Source organism: Methylobacterium mesophilicum (assembly GCF_036441335.1).
Lineage (GTDB): Bacteria > Pseudomonadota > Alphaproteobacteria > Rhizobiales > Beijerinckiaceae > Methylobacterium > Methylobacterium mesophilicum_B.
Genome location: NZ_MLBW01000001.1, coordinates 255485 through 281354 on the forward strand (window position 1 = coordinate 255485; position 25870 = coordinate 281354).

General features: G+C 72.7%; 19 protein-coding genes and 1 pseudogene. 11 read left to right on the plus strand and 9 right to left on the minus strand.

All coding sequences use genetic code 11. The annotated features are described in order from the left end of the window. Positions 1-7 precede the first annotated feature (7 nt). Positions 8-820 (minus strand): universal stress protein, encoded by an 813-nt coding sequence (locus MMR14E_RS01190; protein ID WP_331312431.1) that lies wholly within the window; start codon positions 818-820, stop codon positions 8-10. Positions 821-1006: 186 nt separating this feature from the next. On the opposite strand from MMR14E_RS01190, the gene MMR14E_RS01195 reads away from it, so the two are divergent. Both MMR14E_RS01195 and cydB read left to right on the plus strand, forming a co-directional pair. Next, a complete protein-coding gene (locus MMR14E_RS01195; protein ID WP_331312432.1) occupies positions 1007-2449 on the plus strand; it encodes a cytochrome ubiquinol oxidase subunit I in 1443 nt (480 codons plus the stop codon). Positions 2450-2454: 5 nt separating this feature from the next. Next, the gene (cydB, locus tag MMR14E_RS01200; RefSeq protein WP_331312433.1) at positions 2455-3468 is read left to right on the plus strand and encodes a cytochrome d ubiquinol oxidase subunit II; all 1014 of its coding nucleotides are present in this window, start codon (positions 2455-2457) and stop codon (positions 3466-3468) included. A gap of 75 nt (positions 3469-3543) precedes the next feature. Here the strand turns inward: cydB and MMR14E_RS01205 are convergent, their stop codons facing one another. From MMR14E_RS01205 to MMR14E_RS01240, 8 genes and pseudogenes are all read right to left on the minus strand, one after another. After that, positions 3544-4368, minus strand: coding sequence for an alpha/beta hydrolase (locus MMR14E_RS01205; RefSeq protein ID WP_331312434.1), 825 nt, complete (start codon positions 4366-4368; stop codon positions 3544-3546). 65 nt (positions 4369-4433) lie between these two features. Beyond that, entirely contained in the window at positions 4434-5594 is a 1161-nt protein-coding gene (locus MMR14E_RS01210) for a hypothetical protein (RefSeq protein ID WP_331312435.1), read from the minus strand. 71 nt (positions 5595-5665) lie between these two features. Continuing rightward, positions 5666-7165, minus strand: a complete 1500-nt coding sequence (locus MMR14E_RS01215; protein WP_331312436.1) for an alpha/beta fold hydrolase — start codon at positions 7163-7165, stop codon at positions 5666-5668. Beyond that, positions 7155-9548, minus strand: a complete 2394-nt coding sequence (locus MMR14E_RS01220; RefSeq protein WP_419539278.1) for a glycosyl hydrolase 2 galactose-binding domain-containing protein — start codon at positions 9546-9548, stop codon at positions 7155-7157. Before MMR14E_RS01220 ends, MMR14E_RS01215 begins: the two co-directional genes overlap by 11 nt. Then, positions 9532-10494, minus strand: a pseudogene (locus tag MMR14E_RS01225) (DUF1839 family protein); the annotation flags it as partial. The gene MMR14E_RS01220 and the pseudogene MMR14E_RS01225, both read right to left, overlap by 17 nt. 4 nt (positions 10495-10498) lie before the next feature. Beyond that, entirely contained in the window at positions 10499-11455 is a 957-nt protein-coding gene (locus MMR14E_RS01230) for an amino acid--[acyl-carrier-protein] ligase (RefSeq protein WP_331312438.1), read from the minus strand. Further along, positions 11455-12618, minus strand: a complete 1164-nt coding sequence (locus tag MMR14E_RS01235) for an acyl-CoA dehydrogenase family protein (protein ID WP_331312439.1) — start codon at positions 12616-12618, stop codon at positions 11455-11457. The genes MMR14E_RS01230 and MMR14E_RS01235 overlap by 1 nt, the downstream gene beginning before the upstream one ends. After that, complete coding sequence (locus MMR14E_RS01240; protein ID WP_331312492.1) at positions 12615-12863, minus strand: acyl carrier protein; 249 nt, start codon at positions 12861-12863, stop codon at positions 12615-12617. The genes MMR14E_RS01235 and MMR14E_RS01240 overlap by 4 nt, the downstream gene beginning before the upstream one ends. Positions 12864-13253: 390 nt before the next feature. Here MMR14E_RS01240 and MMR14E_RS01245 point away from each other — a divergent pair, with 390 nt between their 5' ends. From MMR14E_RS01245 to MMR14E_RS01285, 9 genes are all read left to right on the plus strand, one after another. Continuing rightward, entirely contained in the window at positions 13254-14342 is a 1089-nt protein-coding gene (locus MMR14E_RS01245; RefSeq protein WP_331312440.1) for an acyltransferase, read from the plus strand. Between the two features lie 309 nt (positions 14343-14651). Continuing rightward, positions 14652-15821: a glycosyltransferase gene (locus tag MMR14E_RS01250; protein WP_331312441.1), complete on the plus strand. Its 1170-nt coding sequence runs from the start codon at positions 14652-14654 to the stop codon at positions 15819-15821. 9 nt (positions 15822-15830) lie between these two features. Beyond that, positions 15831-18026 carry a polysaccharide biosynthesis tyrosine autokinase gene (locus tag MMR14E_RS01255; RefSeq protein ID WP_331312442.1) on the plus strand — a complete coding sequence of 732 codons (2196 nt, stop codon included), beginning with the start codon at positions 15831-15833 and terminating at the stop codon, positions 18024-18026. Next, positions 18023-19249, plus strand: a complete 1227-nt coding sequence (locus MMR14E_RS01260; RefSeq protein WP_331312443.1) for a glycosyltransferase — start codon at positions 18023-18025, stop codon at positions 19247-19249. Before MMR14E_RS01255 ends, MMR14E_RS01260 begins: the two co-directional genes overlap by 4 nt. 44 nt (positions 19250-19293) lie before the next feature. Further along, positions 19294-20430: a glycosyltransferase family 1 protein gene (locus MMR14E_RS01265; protein WP_331312444.1), complete on the plus strand. Its 1137-nt coding sequence runs from the start codon at positions 19294-19296 to the stop codon at positions 20428-20430. Beyond that, a complete protein-coding gene (locus MMR14E_RS01270) occupies positions 20411-21667 on the plus strand; it encodes a glycosyltransferase family 4 protein (protein ID WP_331312445.1) in 1257 nt (418 codons plus the stop codon). Before MMR14E_RS01265 ends, MMR14E_RS01270 begins: the two co-directional genes overlap by 20 nt. Before the next feature lie 110 nt (positions 21668-21777). Beyond that, positions 21778-23001, plus strand: a complete 1224-nt coding sequence (locus MMR14E_RS01275) for a glycosyltransferase family 4 protein (protein WP_331312493.1) — start codon at positions 21778-21780, stop codon at positions 22999-23001. Next, a complete protein-coding gene (locus MMR14E_RS01280) occupies positions 22998-24509 on the plus strand; it encodes a lipopolysaccharide biosynthesis protein (protein WP_331312447.1) in 1512 nt (503 codons plus the stop codon). Before MMR14E_RS01275 ends, MMR14E_RS01280 begins: the two co-directional genes overlap by 4 nt. Positions 24510-24624: 115 nt before the next feature. Continuing rightward, positions 24625-25854 (plus strand): hypothetical protein, encoded by a 1230-nt coding sequence (locus MMR14E_RS01285; RefSeq protein ID WP_331312448.1) that lies wholly within the window; start codon positions 24625-24627, stop codon positions 25852-25854. Positions 25855-25870: the final 16 nt, after the last annotated feature.

Here is a 25870-nt window from a genome sequence, read left to right on the forward strand (position 1 = left end):
CGGCCGGTCAGTGCGCCATCAGGCTGCAGAGACTGGCCGCCCGCAGCACGTCACGGGTGGCGCCCCCGAAAGCCCACTCCCGCAGTCGCGAGTGGCCGTAGGCGCCCATGACGATCAGGTCGGCCTGCTGGTCGCGGGCGAAGCGCAGGATCTCCTCCCCGTCGCTCACCGCCGTGGTCAGCAGGTGGGTCGTGACCGTCGCGCCGTGCAATCTGAGATGGTCCGAGACCTCGTCGGCCCCCTCGAGGCGGGCGCCCGGACCGGTGGTCACGACGAAGACGTGCTCGGCGGAGCGCACGAGCGGCAGGGCGCCCGACACGGCGCGGCGCGCCTCCGGCGTATCCTTCCACGCCACGACGATACGGCGACCCGGTTCCCCGGCATGCTGCTGCGGGACGACCAGGACGGGGCGCCCCGCCTCCATCAGCACGGGCGCGACCGCCACGCCGAACGGGCTCGGATCGATCTCGGTCTCGCCGGTACCGCCGATCACGATCAGGTCGGCGGCGCGGCCCTTGTCGACGAGATGGGCGAACGGGCGATCCGTGCCGCCGGACCACACGGTCCGGGGCGCCGCGCCGGCGCAGCGGGCGAAGACGGCCTCCGCGCGCTCCAGTTCCTGCAGGATCGTCACCTTCGCGCGCTCGTACTGCGCCTGTGCGTCGCGGATGTCGTGGGCGAAGAGCGGCGCCGGCACCTCGGCGGCGGCGGCGCCGGTGAGCGTCGCATCGAAGCGGCGCGCCAGCGCGGCCGCGAGTCGGACACGGTCGGGCGTCGCCTCGGCGAAATCCACCGCGACCAGGATGTTGGCGTAGGTCATGGGTGTCTCCGCGCGAGCCGTCAGCGGGCCCCGTGGCGCCACCCTGGCCTGACGCGCGGCGGTCGACCTTGATCCAGCGCAATCGCCCCGAAACCGCCGGATCCGCGGCGCGGGCCTTGAGCTGAATCAAGGCGCCTCCGGTCGGCCCGCGGCAGAGCTGCCGCGTCCGTCCCCCTGGAGACCGCGATGTCCGCCCTCGAGCTGCCGAGCGCAGTCAATCTCGCGCGAGCCCAATTCGCGCTCACCGTCGTCTGGCATTTCCTGTTCCCGGCCTTCACCATCGGGCTCGCGAGCTATCTCGCCGTGCTGGAGGGCTTCTGGCTGCGCACCGGGAAGGCCGTCTATCTGGACACCTACCGCTACTGGCTGCGCATCTTCGCGGTCGCCTTCGCGATGGGCGTCGTGTCCGGCCTGGTCATGAGCTACCAGTTCGGCACCAACTGGTCGGTCTTCGCCGATCGGACGGCGCCGGTGCTCGGGCCGCTGCTCGGCTACGAGGTGCTCACGGCCTTCTTCCTGGAGGCCGGCTTCCTCGGCGTCATGCTGTTCGGCCTGGAGCGGGTCGGCAAGGGACTGCACTTCCTCGCGACCTGCCTCGTCGCCGTCGGTACCCTGACCTCCGCGTTCTGGATCCTGTCGGCCAATTCCTGGATGCAGACGCCCGCCGGCCACGTCGTCGCGCCGGACGGCCGCTTCAACCCCGCCGACTGGTGGGCGATCGTCTTCAACCCGTCCTTCCCCTACCGCTTCGCCCACACGGTCACCGGCGCCTACCTCACCACCGCGATGATCGTCGGCGCCGTGGGCGCGTGGCACCTGCTGCGCGACCGAGCCAATCCCCGGGCCCGGCTGATGTTCTCGATGGCCATGTGGATGGCCGCCGCGGTGGCCCCGGCCCAGCTGGTGATCGGCGACCTGCACGGCGGCAATTCCTACGCGCACCAGCCCGCCAAGGTCGCCGCCATGGAGGGGCATTTCCGGACGGAGCGCCGGGCCCCCGCGATCCTGTTCGGCTGGCCGGACGCCGAGGCGGGCGTGGTGCGGGACCGGATCGGCATTCCCGGGCTCGCCAGCCTCTACCTGACCCACGATCTCGACGGCGAGGTCCGCGGGCTCAGCGACATGCCGCGCGACCTCTGGCCGACCAACCTCCCCCTGGTGTTCTGGTCGTTCCGGGTCATGGTCGGCCTCGGGCTGCTGATGATCGCCCTCGGCCTCGCCGCGCTGTGGCTGCGCCGACAGGGGCGGCTCTACGACACCGCCTGGCTGCACCGCTTCGCCGTCGGCATGGGACCGTCGGGCCTGATCGCCGTGACGGCCGGCTGGACGGTGACGGAGGCCGGCCGTCAGCCCTTCACCGTCTACGGCGCGCTGCGCACCGTCGACAGCGTGTCGCCGGTGGCGGCCCCGGCGGTGGCCGCCTCGCTGGCGGCGTTCGCGGCGGTCTACCTCGCGGTGTTCGGCGCGGGCATCTGGTACCTGCTGCACCTGTTCAACCAAGCGCCGCACGCCCGCGAGCCCGGGCCGCCGCCCGGCCAGCCGATCCGCACAGCCGGCATCACGCCCGCCCCCGCCCTCGTCACCGGCGCGCCGAGTGCCGGCCGCCCCCTCGCGCAGCCCGCGGAGTAGTCCCGATGGTCCTCGATCTCACGCTCATCTGGGCGCTCCTCATCGCCACCGCGGTCTTCCTCTACGTGGTGATGGACGGCTTCGATCTCGGGGTCGGCATCCTGTTCCCCGCGGTGCGCGGCAAGGCGGACCGGGACGTCATGGTCAACACCGTCGCGCCGGTCTGGGACGGCAACGAGACCTGGCTGATCCTGGGCGGCGGCGGTCTGTTCGCGGTGTTCCCGCTCGCCTACGCCACGATCCTGCCGGCGCTCTACATGCCGTTGATCCTGATGCTCCTCGCGCTGGTCTTCCGCGGCGTCGCCTTCGAGATGCGGTTCCGCGCGGCCTCCCCAGCGAGCCAGCGGAGCTGGGACCGGGCCTTCTCGTGGGGCAGCTACGTGGCGACCTTCTGCCAGGGCATCTGCCTCGGCGCCCTGGTCCAGGGCATCCGGGTCGAGGGTCGCGCCTACGCGGGGGGCTGGTGGGACTGGCTGACGCCGTTCTCGGTGCTGACCGGGGCCGCCCTGGTGGCCGGCTACGGCCTGCTCGGCGCCTGCTGGCTGATCTGGAAGACGGAGGGCGAGCTCCAGCTCCGGGCCTACCGGCTCGCGCGCCGGCTCGGTTTCGTCACCCTGGCGGCCATCGTGGCCGTCTCGGCCGCGATGCCGATCCTGAGCGGGGCGTTCCGGGCGCGCTGGCTGTCCTGGCCGAACATCGCCCTCGCCGCGCCGGTCCCGGCCCTGGTGGCGCTGCTGGCGTGGCGCTTCTTCGTCGCGCTCGATCGACGGGCCGAGGTGTCGCCGTTCCTCTGTGCCCTGGGCCTGTTCCTGATGTCGTATGTCGGGCTGGGGATCAGCCTCTGGCCGATGATCGTGCCGCCGGCGATCTCGATCTGGGACGCGGCGACCCACCCGAGCAGCCAGGCGTTCCTGCTGGCCGGCGCGGTGGTCCTGGTGCCGATGGTCCTGGCCTACACGGCCTACGTCTACTGGCTGTTCCGCGGCAAGGTCGCGGCGGGCGCGACGGGCTACCACTGAGGCCACGGCTCGGCCGGGTGCGGGCGGCGGGGATCGGCGCGGGACGCGCCGGTCCCCGAGATCGCGCGCGTCGCCTCACGGACCGGCACGGGCGCCCTTGATGAACCGCGCGACGTCGTCGGCGACCGAGTACCGGAGGCTGAACGGGAAGCTCATCGCGTGGACGATCTGTCCGTGGCCGAGACCGGGATAGACCTTCACGGTCTCCTTGCCTTCGAAGCCCCGGAGCGCGCGGTCGAGCGCCAGGGTTCCGGCGGGGTTGACGTCGAGATCCGCCGCGCCGGTGGCCAGCAGCATCGGCGGGTGGGACTCCGTCGCCTGGTTGACCGGCTGGAGGGCCGGGTCGCTGCCGACGAACACTTGGCGATCCAGCGGGTCGTTCAGCGCCGACGTCGCGTAGGGACCGGCCAGCCCGACGATCCCGGCGAGCTTGGCGGGACTGGAGCCGGCCCGCTCCAGCCAGGTCGGGTCGAGACCCAGCATCGCGGCGGCCCAGGCCCCGGAGGAATGCCCCACCACGGTGACGCGCGCGGGATCGCCCCCGTACTCGGCCGCGTGCTTGACGGTCCAGGCGACGGCGGCGGCGTTGTCGGCCAGGATGTCCGGGAGGGTCGCCGCCGGGACGTGGCGGTACTCGGGGATGACCGCGACGACACCCCGCCGCGCGAAGGCGGCGCCGACATAGGCGACCTCGTCCTTGGACCCGGTCCGCCAGCCGCCGCCGTACAGGAACACGGCGACCGGGCGCGGCTTGCCCCCGGCAGGCCGGTAGATGTCGGCCCGGTGCGCGCTGCCGTCGGCGTACGGAACGCCCTTGTCGACGTGGACTTCGAGCGGCGCGAGCGCGTTCAGGACCGCCAGGGTCAGGCCGACGAACTTGTCACCCAGGTAGCTCAGCATGGACGCGGCCTCCGCGTGGTTCGGAGTTCAGGCGGGTCTCGGGACGGGCCGTGCGGTCGCTCGCCCTAGGTCAACTCGACGACGCCGAGGCGGTCCGTCACCGGGACCGGCACCCGCCTGTCCGCGGGGAGATCCACCGCGCTCACGGCGCCGTCGTCGTCGAAGCGGTGGAGGCGCACCCGTCGGGGCTGCCGGGACAGGCGGAACTCGGCGGTCCGCGCCGGCACGTCCGGCCGGTTCGCCCGGCTGCGCCGGTCCCAGCCATCCAGGCCGAGCCAGATCGGGACGAGGGTCGCCCCGTCCCGCCGCGCGAACCGCGCGGTGACGAGATCGGGAACGGGGCCGGCGAGGGTGACGTCGCGGTCGGCCGGAACGGCGGCGACCTCCCCGGCGGGGGCGCCGAACAGCCGGACGAGGTTGCGCACCGCCGCGAAGGCGGGCGTGGGACGGCCATCATGGGCGAGAAGGCCGAAGCGGCTCTCCGGATCCGCGTCGCCGCGATCGAAGCTGGAGATCAGCTCGTACAGGTAGGTCCGCCGCACACCCTGCAGGTAGCTCCAGAGCAGCATCCGCGGGAGGTAGCGGGCGCGCAGGCCGGGCGAGATCGGCAGGTGCGCGCTGCCGGTGGCGAGCGCCGTGTGGTAGCCGTTCTCGGTCGCGATCACCGGCGCGTCACCGAAGACCGGGCGCGCGGCCGTCACGAAGCGCGCGAGGCTGCCGCCACCGTCGGTTTCCGGATGCTCGGCCCCCGGATAGGCGTGGATGTTGGCGAGGTCGACGACCGCCGCGAGGTTCTGCGCCGCCGCGACGTTGCCCTGGATATAGCTCGGCCCGGCCACGCGGACGGCCCCGGCCCGGGCGTCCGCCCGGACCGCGCGGAACAGGGCCGCCTGATGGTCGGCCGAGAGCCGCGCGAGGCCCGGTCGGGCCGCCACCGGCGGCTCGTTGCCGCCCTCCGCTACGAGGAGCCCGTCGCCGGCCCAGCCCGCGATCTCCGAGAAGCGCTCCGGGGGGACGCGCGGCCCCGGGGTGAGCCCGTCGTAGAAGACCAGGCTGAACCGGTAGCCGCGGTCGGCCAGATCGACGATGCGCTCGAACTGCCCGGCCGGCTCGTCGCCGACGAGCACGATGTCGTCGCGCAGGTGGCGGATCCCGAGTTCGTCGAGGGCCTGAGCGCAGGCGGCGAACCGGTCGACGTAGGGACTGCCGCGATGGCCGAGATGCACGTTGACGCCGATCGAGTCGATCAGCGCCTCGCAGCGGTGCAGCGGCTCGGCCGCGGCGGCGCGGCCGGCCGTCAGGGCACCCGCCGCGAGGGCGAGGGCCGNGGCGAGCCGCCGGGCGGACCGGGGCGAACAGCCCGGCGGATCCGGCGGATCGCGGCGTCGATCCCGCGCCGGGCGAGGACGGCGGCGATCGCGGCGATCCGGATCTCGCCGCGGATCAGCCGCCGCCACGTCGCGCCCCGCCTGAGGAGGGCCGCGTAGGTGGACGCGCTCCCGAAGGTCTGCCGGATGACCTGATCGAGATCCTGATCCGGATCCCAGTCGAAGCAGTAGAGGTTGAGTAGGAGCGCCCCGTCGACCCTGCGGTCCCGACACAGGGCGTGAAAGGCCGCGTAGGCGCCGCTGCACCCGCCCACCAGAAGGATCGGGCCGCCCGTGCCGGCGACCTGATCGACGGCCGCCGCGACGTCGGCGAAACCGTCCGCGGCGAAGAGCGGCTTGCGGCCGTCCGCTCGGTCGTCGCTGTCGCCGATGCCCAGCAGGTCGAACCGGAGCGACGCGATCCCCTCCGCGGCGAGGCGCCGGGCGAGGTCCGTGGTCTGGCGCCCCCAGCCGGAACGCACGCTCATCCCGGTCGAGACGAACAGGATCGTCGGCGCCGCGCGCTCCGCCCGGTCCGGCCGGCACCGGATGCCGCGCAGGCCGCGCCCGAAGCGGACCGGCGCCTCGGCCCAGCCCGGACCGCTGAGACCGTTCGGGAGCGCGTCGGTGGCGATCATGCCGCGGCGTCGCGGCGCCGCGGCCGGCATGCCGTCGGTCGCGAAGCCGATCACGCGGGCGAAGTCCGCCGCCGGGACATCGGAGAAGATCGGGTCGGCGACGAGCGCCGCGAGACCCGGGAACGGTGCCGTCACCACGTCGCAGCGGAGAGCGCCGAGGCGGGCGGCCAGCGCCTTGATGTCAGGCGCCAGGAGCAGGGCGTGGCCGGCGGGCGCGTGCTCGAGCCGTGTCAGGTTCAGGTCGGCGAGATCGGCGAGGAACGCCGCCTCCATGCGGAAGCCGCCGACGGTGAGGCTGTCCGGCTCCTGTGCCGGGGCGGACCCGTCCGGCAGCCGGCCGATCGTCTGCGCCCGCAGCCGCATCTCGCGCAGATAGGCGCGCCCGGTCGTGACCGGCGCCAGCAGGACGAGGCGATCCACGGCCTCGTTCCGGCCGGCGAGCGCCGCGAAGGTCGCGCCGAGACGCAGGCCGACCACCACGATCTCGGTGACGCCGGCCGTCGCGCGCAGGAACCGGACGGCCTGCCCGACCGCCGCGACGCAGCCAGCGACGCGCATCTCGCCGGGATCGGCCGAGTCGCCCTCCCCCGGGTAGTCGAAGCGCAGCGTCGGGCAACCCGCCGCGGCGAGGCCCTCGGCCAGGGCGCGCCAGGGCCGATGCGCGGCCATCTGCTCGAAGCCGTAGGCGCCGCAGAGGACCACGCCCCGCGTCCCGGCCGCCGGATGGAGCCACCCGAACAGCCCGTCGAACGTCACCGGCACCGCGGCCTCGGATCCGCCCTCACCCGTCATGACCGAATTCCACGATCTCGTCGCTGTTGATCGCCCGCACGCGTCCGCGCGGGAGCCGGCCGGCCTCCGCGAAGGTGATGATCCGGCTCGCTCCCGGCGCGAGATGGAAGCCGTTGTCCTCCGGCCGCGCGCCGGGAGCCAGCACCTGGACGCCGCGGGCGAAGCGCTCGGTGCTGATCCGCAGACCCCACCCAGCCCCGTTCGCCACCGGCTCGGCCCGGAGGCCGACGGCGGATCGATCGAGCGGCCCTGCATCAAGAATGTGGAAGCTCTCGGCGATCACGCGCCCGTCGGCCTCGCTCAGCCGCGCGTGCGCGAGATCGTGGATCCGGGGCCCGAACCGGTAGCTGTCGGTGGCGTCGAAGAAGCGGCCGAGCAGTGCGGCGGCGGTGAGCGTGAGCGCCGCCCGCGGACCGGCCAGGAGGTCGCGCTCGGCGCGCGCGGCGACGCGGCCTCCGGCCTCGCAGAACGTCAGCGTCAGGGTCAGCGCCCGCGGCGCGGCCGTCTCGTTCAGGACGTGGACGTGCAGGCCGTCGAGACCCTCGTCGGTGAGGAGCACCTGGACCGGGCGGAAGGCACGCTTCAGCGCGTACCAGGCGGATTTCGGATTCTGCGTCCAGTCGACCACACCCCAGCCGGCGCCCGGCGCGAGGTCGCGCAGCATCAGCACGAGCCCGCCGGCCGTCGGCGAGCGCGGCCGGCGCCACTCGGCGAAGGTCGCCTCCATGACCTCGGCCACCGCGGCGCGGCCGAGCTCGAGGTAGCGGTCCGGGTCTTCGGCGCGCAGCGTCGCCGGATCGACGCCGTAGAGCGCGCCGACGTAGTGGTCGCGCACCGTCTCGAAGTCCCAGTCGGCGCCGCGGTCCCGCGGGATGCCGGCCGGCCAGAGCGGGTCGGCCGGTCCGGTCGGGCCCGGCGTGCCGGGTTCGGGCGGGTTGGCGAAGGCGAGGCACTCGCTGGCGAAGCCGACCTCGGCCCGGCGGGCATCTTCCAGGGGCCGTCGATAGGCGCCGACGCCGAAATAGTGCGTGCAACCCCCGCGCGGCGAGAACGGCAGGTCGCCGCCGGAGGGCGAGTTCGGCACGACGACGAGATCGGGGCGCCGCTCCGACACGCGCTGCGGCAGGGTCAGCGTGCAGAAGGTGTCGGCCCAGACGGCGCGCGGCGCGCCGAGCATCGCCGCCTGCTGCCAGACCTCGCTGCCGCCGCAGACCACGCCGAGCGACGGCGCGGTCTGGGTCCGGTCGAGGAATCCGGTCAGCTCGCGGTCGAGCGCGGCCGCGAAGGCCGGATCGGCGTGCGGGTAGTCGAAGTTGGCGAGCATCAGGTCCTGCCAGACCAGGATGCCGAGCTCGTCGCAGAGATCGTAGAAATCCGGCGTCGGATAGAGCGTCGTCCCCGGGACGCGCAGCATGTTCATGCCGGCCTCGCGCGCCAGCCGGAGCAGGGTCTCGGTGCCGCCCGTGCCCAGCCCGACGAGGTCCGGCGGGGTCCAGACGGCGCCCCGACAGAAGACCGGCACGCCGTTCACGACCAGCGACAGTCCCTCCTCGAAGGGCCGCGCGAGCGACAGGGTCCGGAAGCCGACGCGGCCCAAGTCGACGCAGGCACCGTCGACGCGGACCTCCACCGGGTGGAGGTTCGGCACGCCGTGGGTATGCGGCCACCAGGGCGCGATGCCGGGCAGAGCCAGCGCGCCCGCGAACACGCCGGGCTCGACCTCGGCGAGCGGGGCTTCGCCGTCGCCGCACCGGAGGATCACGGTGGCGACCGGCGCGTCGACCCGCAGGCGCACATCCAGGCGACCGATATCGCCGTCGCGGATCGCGCGCACCTCCGCGGCGCTCGCGCGGGGGCGGACCGGCTCGACGGTCAGCGGACGGTAGGGCCCGACGAGATCGATCTCGGGACACCAGCCCGGCATGAAGCCGAGGACGCTCGTGCGCGCATGGCGCAGCGACCCGGGTGTGATCATCCGCGGCCGCCAGCGCCCGCGCTTGGCCGGACGGTCGAGCTCCGCACGGAGCGCGCGGAAGCACAGCGCGAGGTCGGAGGCGCCGCCGAGGTCCACGTCGACGGTGTGCTCCTCGAACATCGAGCGCGCGCACAGGACCGGGACCCCGTCGAGCCAGATCTCGGCGCGCGTGGCGAGGCCCGCGAAGCGCAGCCGGGCCCGCCCGCCACCTGTGATGCGGGTCCGATACCAGACGTCGCGGTCGTTGATCGGCTCCGGCGCCGCCTCGCTCCAGCGTCCGGCCGCCCGCAGGGCGGCGGCGGCCGTACCGGGAACCTCGGCGGCGATCCAGTCGGTGATCCCGTCGAGATCGCCGGGGCCCGCGCAGGCGCCCGGCGGCGTCGCGGCGGTCGAGCGCGCGGTCGAGATCCGCGAAGACGCGGTCGTAGGTCGCCGCGAGCCGGTCGAGGCGCGGCGCCAGGCCCTCGGCCGAGCGGCGGTGGAAGGCGCGGGCGAGCTGGAACTGGAAGGCCTTGGCCTCGCGGCTCAGGTCCGCGGCGGCCGCGGCGGCGGGCGCGAACCCGCCCATGTCCCGCGCCTCGAGCCACGCGAGATGGCTCGCGAGCATCTCGAAATTGGCGCCGAGTTGGCGCGTGGTGTTGAAGGCGTAGGCGTGGAACACGCTGAGCGGACGGACGACCAAGTCCCCGGCCGTCGCCGCGAGGGCGTCGCGGAATGCCAGAACCGGGTTGCGCCGGGGGGCCCGGGCGCGATGCCGGACGAGCAGGTCCCGCGCGACGGCCGGCAGCTCCGCCGTGCCGAGCGGCGGAGCGACGGTCTTCACGAACTCGGCGTAGGGCGGCAGAGTCGCCGGCCCGAAGATCCCGGCATAGTCCGTCCCGGAGAGCCGGAAGCGACCCGCGTTGTGCAGATAGTCGAGTTCCTGCGCGGCCGGATCGAGCGCCAGGATGCCGATCGTGGTCTTGCCGTGCTCGCGGCCGTAGGTGGTCCCCTGGGTGTCCGGCAGGTAGATCGCGTCGACTTCGACCAGGACCGGGCGGCCGGCCGCGGCCTGGATCACGGCGTGGTTCTCGAGGCCGCCGTAGACCGCGAGTTCCAGCACCTCGAGGCCGTAGAGACGCTCGATATCGCCGGTCGGCGGCTTGAAGAAGGTGAACTGGTCGCCCTCGAAATCCTGCCGCAGCGTGAAGCCCAGCATCGCCTCCGGGACGAGGCCGCGGCCGTGCAGGAGCTCGATCCACAGGTCGACGTAGCAGTTCGTCTCCGGCCAGTCGCGGCCGGACTCGTGGAGCGGATGCGGGACGTAGGGTCCCGCAGCTCCGAGACCGTCCGGCAGGCGCAGGGCAGCGGTCACCGCGTCAGCCCCACAGCTCGGCGCGCACGGCCTCCGGCCAGGCGGCGAGATCGAGCCCGTGGTGGCGCAGGAGCGCCAGGGTGATCCGCTCCAGGCCGAAACCGACGCAGGCCGTGTGGGCGACCGCGCCGTCGGCCTGGCGCAACTCCCAGGTGCTGCCGAAATGGTCCTGGTGATAGTTGAAGCTGAGACAGGCCGTCGGCTTGTCGACGCTGTTGACCGGGACATTCAGCTCGAACTTCAGCCCCTGCGCCCGCTGGTTGTTGGCGAGCATCCGGCCGGCGCGGCCGAAGAACGGGTCGTTGGCCGCGTCGATCGCGAGGGGGAGACCGAGGTCGCGGATCATGGCCGTGCCGCGCTCGAGCCAGGACTCGCGGAAGGCCAGGACCTGCTCGGGGCTTCCCATGCGCACGTACTCGCGCATCCGGAAGAGCTGCATCCGGGTCGGCTCCAGCGACGGCTCGCGCCGGAAGCAGTAGGATTGCAGGTCGAACAGGCGGCCCTCGGCCGGCAGCGCGCCCCGCGCGGCGGCGACCGGGTATACCGGGTAGCAGGCCGCGGGCGTCAGCACGATGTCGGTGGCTTCCTGCTGCCCGGTCCAGTCGGTCCCGGCCTCCAGGCAGGCGAGGATCTCGGCGTGGCCGCGCGCGTCGCCGCAGAAGCTGTGGACGGTGCCGGCGAGGTTGGGGAAGCCCTTCAGGTAGCCGCTGCGCTCGAAGGCCGGGCGGCTCATGGCCGGCGGGAAGCGCAGCACCTCGGCCCCCTCGGCGGCCCCGAGGCGCGAGATCATCCGGTCGAGGGCGTCGACGACGCTCTCGAAGGCGCCGCTGCGGCCGTAGAGGCCGTCGACGCCGGTCCGGACGAGCAGGCCGCGGTCGAACAGGCGGTCGAGGAAGGTCGGGCCGCCGGACGGCTCGTCCTCGCGCAGGACGTCGCCGGGAGGAGAGGAGATCGATTCCATCACGCGCTCATGAGCTGGCCGCTGCCCTTCTGCACGAGCAGGAGCTTGGCGGTGTTGGCGAGGATGCGGTCGTTGCCGATCATCAGCGGCGCGGAGAGGACGTCGCGCAGCGGCCGGCCGAGGCTGTACGGCGTGTCGTTGCGGTAGCCGGCGAGGCCGACGATGGCGAGCGCCCGCCGCACGATGTCGACCGCCAGGTCGGAGACGGTGATCTTCAGGTTGTTGAGCATCACGCAGAATCCGACGGAGCCGATCGTGTCCGCGTCCCCGTGGGCGTCCTCGAAGCGGCGGAGCGCCGACACGATGGTGCCGCGCATGGCTTGGTGCGCGTTCGACACCTCGGCGAGGCGCGTCGCGGTCGGCGGCACCTGCCCGGGCCGGCGCCGCGCCTCGGCCTGCACGAAGGCGCGGGCGCGATCGACCGCGTAGGTCGCGATGCCGTACCAGACGCTGCTCCACAGCAGGTGCGAGGAGGCCAGCATCGACTGGGCGGCGATCTCCGCGAACGGCTTCGGCAGGATCTGCTCGACCGGGACGTTCCGGGCCTCCAGGCGGAAGCCGTCGCTGCAGGTTCCGCGCATCCCGAGCGTGTCCCAGTCCCCCGTGCGAACGAGAGAGATCTGGTCGGCCATCAGCGCGACGAGGACCTGATCGGACGTCGCCGCGTCGGCATGGCGCCGGGCCGTGGCGAGGATCAGGTCGGCCTTGGCGCCGTAGGAGATCACCGACGCGTCCTTGCCGAGGGCGAAGACCTCGCCGGTGGTCTCCACGGCGCAGAGGCTGTTGCGCAGGTCGCCGCCGATGCCGGCCTCGGTGGTCGAGGAGGCGACCAGCAGCTGCTCCCGCGCGATGCGCTCCATCAGGCGACCGTGCCACGGGCTGTCGAGGCCGTGGGTCACGAGGCTGGACACCTTGATGTGGTGCATCGCGAAGACCATGGCGGCCGCGCTGCAGGCCTGCCCGAGCGTGCTGCACGCCTCGGCGATCTGGACCAGCCCGGCCCCCTCGCCGCCGAACTGCCCGGGGATCTGGAGACCGAGCAACCGCTCGGCCTTCATCGCGGCCACGGCCTCCTCGGGGAAGCGGCCTTCGCGGTCGACAGCGTCGGCGTGGCGCGCCGCGACCGCCGCGGCCCGCTCGGTGCGCGCGGCGAGCGTGCTCATGCGGCTTCCTGCTGGATCAGGGTGGAGACGGCCTCGCGGATCGCGCGGATCGACGCGAAGGACTTGCGGTTCAGGAGCTCGTCGGGGAACTCGATGTTGAAGCGCTCCTCGAGACCCAGCATCAGCTGGACCGAGCCGAACGAATCGAGCCCGCGGTCGAACAGGCTGTCATCCTCGGAGAGCTGGTCGGCCTTGCCGGCGAAGGCTTCGTTCGAACCGAGAATCTCACGGATGTCTTGTGCGATGTCCAAGGCGGCACTCCTTATTCCGGTTGTCACGACGCTATTGAACAGATCGGCCCGCCGTCAAATTATCTATTGATTAATAGTAAATAGCGGTCCGCTGAGGGCATGACGGGGTCGCGCACCGTGCAATCAGAAACCGGTTGCGTCCGGCGGCCTATATTCGGCGGCGCCACCTTTACGATCACTTTCCAGCTCTTGCTTTCGTGATCATCCGTCCAGAGATTTCCCGGATTTAGCAACTCGTGCGTGTAAATGTCCGGCGAAATCTCGGGTCCGGCGGGGGAGCCATTTAGGACGATTCCGGACTCATCGTGACGCGGCGCTGCCATCTCGGCCATAAGGGCACGACGTCGCCCGTCCCGGGCGGGCCCAGCGATCAGCCGGCGCGCGATGATCTACAACCTTCAAATCCTGCGCGCCGTCGCCTCGTACCTCGTCTTCCTCACGCATTTCGGCCTCTACATCGGCCCCGTTCTGCCGCGACCGGACCTGCTCGCGTTCGGCGCCAGCGGGGTCGACGTGTTCTTCGTGCTGTCCGGGTTCATCATGTTCGCCAGCACGAGCGGGCGCCGCGAGAGCCCGGGGGCGTTCCTGCTCCGCCGCGCGTCGCGCGTCGTCCCGGTCTACTGGCTCGTGACGCTCGGGCTGACGGCGATCGCCCTGACCGGGCTGAAGCCCATCGGGATCGTGGAGATCCGGCCGGACTACGTCGTGCAGTCCCTGCTGTTCCTGCCGTTCTCGCGGGGCGGCTACATCGAGCCGCTGAACTCCGTGGGCTGGACCCTCAACTACGAGATGTTCTTCTACGTGGTCTTCGCGGGACTGCTGCTGGTGCCGAGGCCGGCCGTGAGGGCCCTCGGCGCGGCCGCGATATTCCTGGTGCTGATCCTGCTCGGATCGCTGCCGGCATCCGGCCTCTACTGGGCCTACTACACGAAGCCGATCCTCATCGAATTCGCCGCCGGCATCGGGCTGGGATACGCCTATGCGCGGCTCGGGCCGCCGCCCGCGGGCTTCCCGGTCCGGCGCGTCGCCGGCGCGGCGTTCGCGGCGGCCCTGGCGCTCATCCTCGGCGGACAGATCGTGACCGACGCGCTCGGCGTCAGCCCGGAACTGTCGGGCTTCGCCCGCCCGCTGGTCTGGGGGACCGCGGCCGTCCTGATCGTGGGCGCGATGCTGCTGCTGGAACGGGCCGGCATCGTGCTGAGGTCGCGCTGGCTGTTCTCGCAGGGCAACGCCAGCTATTCCTTCTACCTCGTCCACAATCTGCTTCTGCACAGCGCCGCCAAGATCGCCACGCTCGCCGTCGCGCCCGGCCTGGCGCGCGCCGTTCTGATCTTCGCGCTCGCGTTCCCGGCAGCGGTCGCTGTCGGCGAACTGCTGTTCCGGTACGTCGAGACGCCGGTGATCGCGATCCTGCGGCGCCGGCTCCGGCGGCGACCGTCGCCCGCTCCCCTGACCGTTCCGGCCGCTTCGTAGGCCGCGCGGCCGGAGCCCGTTCGGCCGTCTGCCGGCACTCCGCGGCGGGCGCCCGCGAGCCTGGAAGGCGAAGACGGCAGGTGAAGATCCGCACTTCGTTTAACGTTAATTGTTGACAAAAATTAAGTTTATAGACCGCGTTTTCGACCTATACGAGCTCTATTTTCGACTGTTGCCGGATCGGTGACCCCTTTTTTAGAGATCACGTCTCTATTACTCTCTCGCGTGTGCCTCTGCTCGCTGTCGGCGGCGGGACGGGCAGGACGGAATGCATGTTCCAGCGTCCGGCGCACCGACGAGGAAGCTGTGATGCGTGTCGCGATTGTTCACGACTGGTTGTACATCGTCGGTGGCGCCGAGCGTGTTCTCGAGCAGCTGCTGCGGATCTATCCGGACGCGGATGTCTTCGCGCTCTTCGACTTCCTGCCCGAGGCGGACCGGGCGCGGCTGGGCTACAGCCAGGCGCATACGAGCTTCATCCAGCGCATGCCGTTCGCGCGGACGCGGCACCGCAACTACCTGCCCCTGATGCCGCTCGCGATCGAGCAGTTCGATCTGTCCGCCTACGATCTCGTCATCTCGAGCAGCTACGCGGTGGCGAAGGGCGTCCTCACCGGGCCCGACCAGCTCCACGTCTCCTACATCCACTCGCCCATGCGCTACGCCTGGGACATGCAGCACACCTACCTGCGGGAGAGCGGCTGCGACGCGGGCATGAAGAGCGTGCTCGCGCGGCTGATCCTGCACCGGATGCGCGTCTGGGATTTCCGCACGGCGGCCGGCCCCAACGCGATCGTGGCCAACTCCGCCTTCGTCGCCCGCCGCATCCACAAGGTCTACGGCCGAACCGCCGAGGTCATCCACCCGCCGATCACGCTGCCGAGCCAGCGCTACGAGGGACCGCGCGGCAACCACTTCCTCGTGGCCAGCCGGCTCGTGCCGTACAAGAACGTCGAGGCGGTGATCCGCGCCTTCGCGCTACGCCCCGATCTCGAACTGGTCGTGGCGGGCACCGGGCCCGACGCGGCGCGGCTGCGCGAAATCGCGGGGCCCAACGTGTCGTTCTCCGGCTTCGTGCCCGACGCGGAGCTGCGCCACCTGATGGCCACCGCGCGCGCCTTCATCTTCGCGGCCGAGGAGGATTTCGGGATCATCGTGGTCGAGGCCACGTCGGAGGGCACGCCGGTGCTCGCGCTGGGCCGCGGTGGCGCCCGCGAGACGGTCCAGACCCGCGGCCCGCAGCGCACGGGCATGTTCTTCGACGCGGCCGAGCCCGAGGCGATCGCCGAATGCGTCCAGCGCTTCCTGCTGCAGGAGAGCCACTTCACCCGCGAGGCCTGCTGGGCACAGGCCGAGATGTTCTCCGCCGAGCTGTTCCGAAGCCGGTTCGCGACCTTCGTCGACGAGCAGATGGCCCTGCACCGGGCTGCCTGCGAGACGCGCCCGCGGATCCTGCCGCGCCTCGAAGCGGTCGGCTGAGGGGGCCGCATGTCCTTCCTGACCGTAGATCTGGCCGACCGGGCGCCGGTCCGCACCCTCCCTCAGGAGCCGGCGCGGGGCGGTCCGCTGGCCGCCGCCCTCTCGCGGATCTGGCATCGCCGCTACCTGTTCACGGCGGTGTTCGCCACGGTCCTCGGCCTCGCCGTCACCGCCCTGCTGATGATCCAGCCGCAATACGTGGCGAGCGGCTCGGTGATCGTGGCCGAGGCGGAACCGGGCGCCAACAACGCCTCCATGGCCTGGATCCAGAAGATCGGCGACCCGGCCGACATCGAGAGTCAGATCCTGGTGATCCGCTCGCCGCGGCTCCTGCGGCTCGCGATCGACGACAACCTCGTCGCCGCGGTCCTCGCCGAGTGCCGCTACGCGGCCACGGGCGGCCATCCCGACCGGATCAGCGAGAAGAAGGAAGCCGCCTGCACGAAGCTCACGACCGACCGCAACGCGCTCGTCGAGTATCTGCAGAAGCGCTACTCGGTCCTGAGCTCCGGCCGCTCGCGCATCATCACCATCGGCTACAAGTCGCCGCTGCCCGAGACGGCGCAGACGATGGCCAACGGCCTGATCAACGCCTTCCTGGACGACCAGCGCGAGGCGCAGGCCTCGAGCCGCAAGGCGGCGGCCGACTGGCTGCACACCGAGATCAGCCAGCTGGACGCCTCGATCCGGGCCGACGAGACCCGGATCCAGACCTTCCGGCGCCGCAAGGGCCTGCTGAAGGGCTCGCTGGCCCCGATCAGCGCGGAGCGGCTCACCAGCATCAGCCAGCAGCTCGCCGCGGCCGAGACCGCCAAGGCGGACGCTGCCGCGCGGCTCTCCGAGATCGAAGCCAAGGGGGCCCGCGGCGCCGACAGCGCCCCGGCCGTCCTAGCGAGCTCGACGATCGTGTCGCTGAAGCAGCAGCTCAGCGGCGTCAGCGCGCAGCTCGCCAACCAGAGCACCCTGCTGGGCGCGAACCATCCGGTGATCCGGGCGCTCGAGACCGAGCAGGCGAGCCTGCGCGGGCGGATCGAGCAGGAGATCGGCAACGTCGCCAAGGGCCTGCGCAAGTCCTACGAGGCCTCGAACGCCCTCGCCAAGTCGCTGCGCGCCCAGCTCGAGACAGCGAAGACGGACGCCGCCGCCGCCATGGACGACGAGGCTTCGATCGAGGGCATGGTGCGCAACGCCGAGATCAAGCGCACCCGCTACGCCGATCTGGTCAAGCGCGCGGGGGAGCTGGAAACCGAGCGGCGCATCCTCACCGGCAGCACGCGGCTGGTCAGCCTCGCCGAGCTGCCGCAGGAGCCGTTCTCGCCCAAGGCCGTGCCGTTCCTGGCCGGCGGAATCGTGCTGGCGGGCGTGCTCGCCGCCGCCGCCGCGCTGCTGCGCGACTACACCGACCGGCGCGTGCGCACCTCGGCGCAGCTCATGGCCGGCACGGGCGCCCCGGTCTTCGCGCAGCTGCCGAGCCTGGAGCCCGCCGGCCTCGTCGGCCGCTTCTCCGAGCGCCAGCGCGAGCTGGACCTCGCGGAGGCCCTGGCGCGGGCGCGGGTCGACCCGGTGATGCAGAACGTCCTGCGCAACCTGCACGCCCATCTCGTTCTGGCGGGCGCCGGCAAGTCCCGCGTCATCCTGGTGACCTCGGCGAAGCCGCGGGAGGGTAAGTCGTTCACGGCCTTCGCGCTCGCGGCCATCGGCGCCGCGAGCGGCCGGCGGGTCCTCGTGGTCGAGTGCGACCTGAGGCGGCCGAACTTCGAGGCCTCCCTCGGGCTCGGCCGCGGCCCTGGCCTCGGCGGCGTCCTCCGCGGCGAGATCGCCCCGGCCGAGGCCGTGGTCCAGGCCGGACGCTTCGACGTCATCCCGGCCGGGACGCCCACCGCCGACTCCACGGAGCTCCTGATGGGCGACCGGATGGCGGATTTCCTCAAGTGGAGCCGCCGGTACGACCTCGTCCTCCTCGACACGCCGCCCACCAGCCTCCTGATGGACGCGCCGATGCTCGCGCGCCACGTCGACGGCGTCCTCTGCTGCGCCCGCTACGGCCGCTCGCAGCTCTCCGACACGGTCGAGACCGTGGCGAACCTGCGCCGCGCCGGCGGACGCGTCCTCGGGATCGCCATGACGATGGTCCGCCCGGGGATCCAGTCGACCTACGACGTGATGCCGCTGCCCGATTCCCGCACGGCCGCGAGCGCCCGATGACCGAAGTGCTTCCTGCCGACGCGCTCGCCGGGCGCGCCCCCCTCGACCGGGCCCAGGGTACGCGATCCGGGGTCGCCGCGCGGCCGCGGGTCCTGTTCGTGAGCCACACCGGCATTATGTCGGGGGCCGAACTGGTGCTCCGCGACGCCGTCCGGCCTTGGGCGGGCTCCAGCGCCTTCCTGTTCGAGGACGGCGCGCTCACCGAGGCGCTGCGCGGCCAGGGCCTGGAGATCCGCCTCGCGCGCCGCCGGTCGGCCCTGGCGGGGCTCCGGCGCGACGTCTCTCCGCTGAGCGCTCTGCCGGTCCTGGGGCAGCTCGGCGCCCTGGCGCTGGAGATCGCCCGGGCGGCCCGGTCCTGCGACGTGGTCTACGCCAACTCGCAGAAGGCTTTCCTGCTCTCGTCCCTGGCGGCCCGCGCCGCCGGGCGTCCCCTGATCTGGCACCTCCACGACATCCTCGACGGGGCGCATTTCGGCCGGGCGCAGCGCGCCGTTCAGATCCGGCTCGCCAATCTCTGCGCCGCCCGGGTGATCGTGCCCTCGGAGGCCGCCGCGCGGGCCTTCGTCCAGGCCGGCGGCCGCCGGTCCCTGATCCGGGTCGTGCCGAACGGCCTCGACGTCGATCCGGAGCCGTCCTCCGCCGCCGCCCTGCGCGCGGAACTCGGCCTGCCGGACGGCCCCCTCGTCGGCGTGTTCAGCCGCCTCGCGCCGTGGAAGGGGCAGGACGTCCTGATCGAGGCGCTGGCAGCCCTGCCCGGCCTGCGCTGCGTCGTGGTGGGGGCGCCGCTCTTCGGCGAGGACGCCTACGCGGCCCATCTGCGCGACCTCGCGGCGCGGCGCGGGCTCTCGGAGCGCGTGCTGTTCATCGGCCAGCGCGACGACGTCCCCCGGCTGATGCGGGCGGTCGACGCGGTCGTGCACCCCTCGGTCGATCCCGAACCGTTCGGCCGCACGTTGGTCGAGGCGATGCTGGTCGGCGTGCCGGTCATCGCCACCGACGCCGGCGCCTCCGCGGAGATCCTCGACGGCGGCGCGGCCGGGACGCTGGTGCCGCCGCGGCGGCCGGACCGCCTCGCGGCGGCCCTCTCGACGCTGTTCGCCGATCCCGACGCCTCCGCCGCACGCACAGCGCGCGCGCGCGAGCGGGCGTTGTCCCGCTACGGCGCGGAGCGCATGCAGCGCGATCTCGCCGCCATCATCCTTCAGGTCGCCGGCCGGGCCTGACGGGCCGGCGATCCCCCTCCCCGTTCGGAGCCGTCAGACCCGCCATGCCGCGCGTCCTCGTCAACATGCCGAGCCAGCATGCCGGTCGGCCGTCGGGCGTCGCGCTCGTCGCCTTCCGGGTGATCGCCGGACTGGTCGCGCGCGGCACCTTCGCGGTGGTGCTCCGCTCCCCCTGGCACCGCGACCAGCTGCCGGCGGCGATCCGCGACCGGGTCGACGTCGTGACGGTGCAGCGGCCGCGGATCATGCTGCTCGACGTCCTGCGCCAAGCCGTCGCCGTCCCGCGGCTGTGCCGGGCCCGCGCCATCGACGTCGTGCTGAACATCGACCCGTACGGGGCGGCCTTCGGCGGCCGCGCCCGCGTCAGCGTGGTGCACGACCTCTATTTCCGCACCCTGCCCGAGCGCATCCGCTCCCGCGAGGCCCTGACCACCGACCCGATCTTCCGCCTGGTCCTGGGCAAAAGCGCCCGGGTGATCGCCGTGTCGGAGGCGACGCGGCGCGATCTGGAGTACCATTACCCGCGGCTCCGCGGGCGGACGCGGACCGTGCCGTCCGCGGCCATGCTGGACCCCTCGGCGGGCGGATCCGCCGCCGGGGTCCCGGCGGGGCCGTACGTGCTGGCCGTCGGCAACGCCCTCTACAACAAGAATTTCGCGACCCTCGCGCGCGCCGTGGTCGGGCTCGGGCGGCCGGGGATCGGGATCGTCCACGTCGGTGAAGATCCCGACGAGGCCATCGCCGCCGCGCTCGGCGCCGCGCCGGTCCCGCTGACCCGCCTGTCGCGGATCGCCGACGACAGGCTGGCGGCCCTCTATCGCGGCGCGCTGTGCCTGTGCGTCCCGTCCTTCGCGGAGGGATTCTGCCTGCCCGTGCTGGAGGCGCAGGCCCTCGACTGCCCGGTGATCTGCTCGGACCGCTCCGCCACGCCCGAGATCGCCGGGGCCGGTGCCCTGACGTTCGACCCCGCCGACGCGGCGGCGCTGACCGAGTGCCTGCGCGGCCTGCTCGACGAGCCCGGGCTCAGGGACGCGCTGATCGCCCGCGGCCGCGACAATGTCCGGCGCTACGACTGGGCCGAGACCGCGCGCCGCTACGAGACCTTGCTGCTCGAGGCGCTGCGGGACGGCGCGGCGGCGCGTTGCGCCCGGGAGGTGCCGCATGCGCATCCTGCACCTTAGCTCGCTCTACGCGCCCGAGCAGATCGGCGGCGCCGAGCTGATGGTCGAGACGCTCGCCCGGACCCAGGCGGATCTCGGCCACGGCGTCGCCGTCGCCTGCGCGGCGCGAGCCGAGGGCGGACCTGTCCTTCAGGACGGCGTCACCGTTTACCGGACCGGGTACGGGACGCCGTTCCACATCCTCGACTGGCCGCAGCGCGGGCGGGTCGAGCGCCTCCGCTACAAGGTCGCGGCGCAGTGGAACCGCCACGCCGTCGACCGGATGGCGCAGGCGGTCCGGGACTTCGCCCCCGACCTCGTGAACACGCACTCCCTCTCCGAGCTGCCGCCCGCGATCTGGCCCATGCTTCGGCGGCTCGGCGTGCCGGTCGTGCACACGCTCCACGACTTCACCAGCCTCTGCAGCAACGGCGCGATGGTGCGCCACGGGCATCCCTGCGCCCACCAGCACCGCAAGTGCCGCCTCTACGCAGTGCCCCACCGGCGCTGCCAGCGGGCCGTGACGGCGCTCGCCGCCGTGGGCTCGGACATCCTCGACCGCCACCTCGCCGCCGGCCTCTTCGCCCACGTGCCGCCGTCGCTGCGCCGGGTGATCTGGAACCCGATCCCGCCCGGCTCGCCGGTGGCCCGGGCGACGCGGGCGCCCGGCGCGCCGATCCGGTTCGGCTATCTGGGCCGCATCGAGGGCGCGAAGGGCCTCGACGTCCTCCTCGAGGCCTGCCGGCGCCTGCCGGAGGCGGGCTGGCAGCTCGCCGTCGCGGGTCGCGCCGTGGACGGGCTGGACCGCTACCGTTCCCTGGCCGAGGGCCTGCCCGTGACCTTCCCGGGCTACGCCGAGCGCGACGCCTTCCTCGACGATCTCGACTGCCTCGTAGTTCCGCCGATCTGGCCCGAGCCCTTCGGCCGGACGGTGGCGGAGGCCTACGGCCGCGGCGTCCCGGTGATCGGCGCCGCCACCGGCGGGATCGGCGAGCAGGTCGGGCCCGGCCCCTGGCTGGTCCCGCCGGGGGACGCGGCGGCGCTCGCCGCCGCGATGGCCCGGATCGTCGCGGAGCCGGCCCGCCTCGCCGAGGGGCTCGCCCGCGCCGCCCGGATCCGCGCCGGCACCGATCCGGTCGCCGTCGCGACCGCCTATCTCGACCTCTACGCCGCGACCCGCGACGCGGCCCGCACCGAACCGCTTCCCGAGCTTCCCGCCCACGCGGAGCGCACGCCTCTTAGCGAGTGCCGTTCATGATGACCCCCACCCTGTCGTCGAACTACGCCCGGGTCCTCACCGAGGAGCCCCGCGCCCAGGGCCAGGACCGGCCGAGGGAACAGGCCGCCGCGCGCGGGGTGACCGGCCCCCTGCGGATCCTGCATCTCAGCGCCCTCTACCCGCCCTACATCGTGGGCGGGGCCGAGCGCTCGGTCGAGCACCTCGCCGAGGAACTCGCGGCGGCCGGCCACACGGTGGCCGCGGCCTGCATCGCCCGGGAACCCGAGCCCAAGAGCCTGCGCGGCGGCGTCACCGTCTACCGCATGGCCCACCACAACGATTTCTGGCTGGAGGACTGGCCCCAGGCGAGCCGGTTCGGCCGCGCCTGGGCCAAACTCAAGCAGCAGTGGAATTTCGCCGTGGCCGCCGAGTTCGGCCGCGTCCTCGACGATTTCCGGCCCGATGTCGTCAACACGCACTCGCTGCTCGACGTCTCGACCCTCGTCTGGCGCGAGGCGGCCAAGCGCGGCATCCCGATCGTCCACACGGTCTGCGAGTACGATCTGATCTGCGGCAACGCCGCGATGTTCAAGAACGGCAAGCCGTGCGACCGCTGGCACCTGGGCTGCAAGGTGGTCAACGCCGCCAAGCAGATCACCAACCGGTCGGTGGACGCCGTCGTCAGCGTCGGCACCGAGATCCTCAAGACCCATGTCGACCACGGGTTGTTCGCGCATCTCGCGCCGGACCGTCGCCGGGTAATCTTCTACTCCTGCACCGTCCCCGAGGGCGACCCCGAGGCCCGCCGCCGGATCGACCGGACCGGCAAGCCGATGACCTTCGGCTATCTCGGCCGGATCAACACCGAGAAGGGGGTCGGCACGATGATCGACGCCTTCCGGCGGATCGGTCCCGGCGACTGGCGATGCCTCGTCGCCGGCCACGCGATGGATGACTCGATCGCGCGCTTCAAGGCCCAGGCCGAGGGTCTGCCCATCGACTTCGTCGGCTGGGCGAAACCCGCGGAGTTTCTCAGCGCGATCGACGTGCTCATCGTCCCGTCGTTCTGGGCCGAGCCGTCGCCGCGGACGATCTACGAGGCCTACACGATGGGCGTTCCGGTGATCGGGGCGGCCTCGGGCGGCATCCCCGAATTGATCGGCGAGGACAACGCCGACTGGCTGTTCACGCCGGGCGACGACGCCGACCTCGCCGCGCGGCTGCGGACCGTGCTTGCCCGCGGCCGCGGCGACCTGCCGGACGAGCGCGCCTTCCAGCACGTCATCCGCGAGTCGACCTCGGAGCGCGTCGCCGAGAAGTACCTCGACCTCTACGCCGAACTCGTCGCCGAGCGTCGGGCGAGCCGCCCGTGAGCGCCGCCGCGCCGGTCCTGTCGGAGGCGGCCGCCGCCGAGGAGGAGCCGGGGCTCGCCTCCGGCGCCGCGGTGACGCGCCGCTCGTTCGACGCCGCGCGCTGGGTGGCGGTCGCCTCCGTCGGCAACGTGGTCCTCAGTTTCGGGGTGTTCCTCGTGCTCGCCCGTCTCATCGGGCCCGCCGAGTTCGGGATGGTGGCGATCGCCGCCGTCTTCATCGACATCCTGCAGATCGTCGCCCGCTGCGGCCTGCCCGACGCGGTGGTCCAGCGCGCCGATCTCGACGAGGACTTCGCCGCCACCGCCTTCTGGGTGATGCTCGCCACGGGCGTCCTGTGCGCCCTGGGCCTCGTGGCCCTGGCCGGGCCGATCGCCTGGATCTTCGACCTGCCGGCGCTGCGGCCGGTGCTGTGCGCGCTGTCGGCCTGCTTCGTGATCACCGCCGCGGGCGCGATCCACGAGGCGCGGCTCCAGCGGAGCTTCGGCTTCCGCAAGCTCGCCCTGCGGGCGCTCGGCGCCAACGTGCTCGGCGGGGCCGCGGCCCTCGTGCTGGCCCTCGACGGCTACGGCGTCTGGAGCCTGGTGGTGCAGCGCCTCGTCGCAGCGACCGCGACCACGCTCCTGACCTGGGCGGCGGCCCGCTGGATCCCGCCCCTGCGGCTGCATCTCGCCTCCGTGCGCGAGCAGATCGCGTTCGGCTCGCGGCTGTTCTGCACCTACCTGCTGCTCGTCGCGTCGATCCGGAGCCAGGAGGTGATCGCCGCCTACTTCCTGTCAGCGACCGATGTCGGATACCTGCGCCTCGCGTGGCGCTGCATCGACCTCGTGAGCCAAGTGGCGGTCATTCCCCTGACCACCGTCGGGCTGACCACCTACGCGCGCCTCCAGGACCGGCCGGACGAGCTGGCCACGGCCTTCCACGGATTCACCGAGGCCTCCGCGTTCCTGGCCGTGCCCGCCTTCTTCGGCATGGCGGCCGTGGCCCCGACCCTCATCCCGTTCCTGTTCGGCGACCAGTGGCACGACGCGGCGCCGGTGCTGCGGACGCTCGCGCTCCTCGCCCCGGAATTCGTCGCCACCTCGATGCTGTGGATGATCTTCACGGCCCTGGGCCGCAACGGCACGGCCCTGCGGCTCGCCGGCGCGCAGTTCGGACTCGGCGCCGCGGCGGCCTTCGTGACCGCGCCCTTCGGCCTCGCCGCCCTGGTCGCCGGGCACGTGGTGCGGGCCTACCTGTTCACGCCCGCGATCGTCGCCAGCGCCGGGCGCGTCGTCCCGATCGCGAATGGGCGGCTCGTGCGGCTCCTCGCGCCGATCACGCTCTGCGCCGGCGCGATGGCCGGGCTGGTGCTGCTCGTCCAGGGGCCGGTCCACGCGGCCCTCGGGGACCGGGTCGGCCTGTTCGCGGCGGTCGGCATCGGGATCGCGGCCTATCTGGGCCTGGCCTGGATCGTCATGCGCGGCACGCTCCGCACGGCCATCGGCCAGTTCCTGAGGCGTCCCGCCTGATCTGCACCCTCCGCCAACCTTTGTGGGCGACACTGCCCGCCGGAGGCCGCGGCCGGCGGAGGGTTCATCGGCGGCCGGTGCGCGGGGACGGTTCTGGGTGATGGCGGGACAGGCGTTGCCGATCGAGACGCGCGCACCGGCCGCGTCCCTCCTCGCGGACCGCGTCGCCGTGTTCCTGCTCGGCGCCGCCCTGAACTTCAACGTCCTGACCTCGACCTTCGGGCTGCCGTTCCAGCGCCTGTCCGACCTGCTGCCGTTCCTGCTCATCCCCTGGCTGGGCCTGCGCCGCGTCGTCGTGGCGGAGGCCCTGCGGCAGGCCGCGCCGCTCGCCGGCATCCTGGCGCTGATCGCGGCCTCGCTGGTGCTGAAGGCGCACAAGCAGGCGGGCGACGTCTACCTGACCCTCGTCCTGCTGCTCTACGTGGTCCAGGCGTTCATCCTGCTGGTGATGTTGCGCGACCGGCGCGTCGAGGACGCGTTCTGCGTCGGCCTGCTCGCCGGCATGCTCGCCTCCCTCGCGGTCCTGCTGCTCGCCGCCTCGGGCATGCAGCTCGACCGTTTCGGACTCGCCGTTCCCACGGACGGGCTCGACGAGGAGCTGAAGCTGTTCGTGCAGGACAAGCAGGGCGGACTCTGGGCCTCGGGCAACGAGACCGGCCACGTCTTCGCGCTGGCCGGGGCCGCGGCCCTGCTGCTCAGCCTGCGCTATCGCCTGAAGATCGTCTATCTCGCCTACTTCGCGGCCCTCCTGGCGAGCTTCCCGTTCACCAACAACCGCGCCGGCCTGTTCATGCCGGTCCTGTTCCTCGGCCTGCTGATGCGGCGGAACCTCAAGGCGCCCGCGGTGCTCGCCGCGCTCGGGGTCCTGGGCGTCCTGCTCGTGGCCTGGGCGGTGACGGGGGAGATCCCGCTGCCGGGGACACTGTCCCAGGCGATCGAGCGACGCTTCGCCGAGGACCACAACGTCACGGGCAATTTCGACGAGCGGTTCCTGTCCGGCGTGACCGCGCTCCAGCTCGTCGTCGCGTACCCGTTCGGGGTCGGCGAGGTCGCCCGCCGGGAGGAGCTGCAGGCCCTGACCGGGCTCGTGACACCCCATAACGGTTTCGTGTCGCTGGCGCTCCAGAGCGGCATCGCCACGGCGCTGCTGCTCGTCGCCGGCCTCGGGCGGATCCTGCTCGCGCCCGCGGCCTTCGGACCGTTCCTGACCTACAGCGCGGTGTTCCTGATCCCGTCGCTCATGTTCGAGGAACTGTCGGTCAACCAGTACTTCCTCTTCTTCATGGGCTTCGTCCTGGCCTCCCTCGCGCTGCCGCCGGACCGCCCGCAATCGGCCCCTGATTAGGGACCGCGCCGCGGCG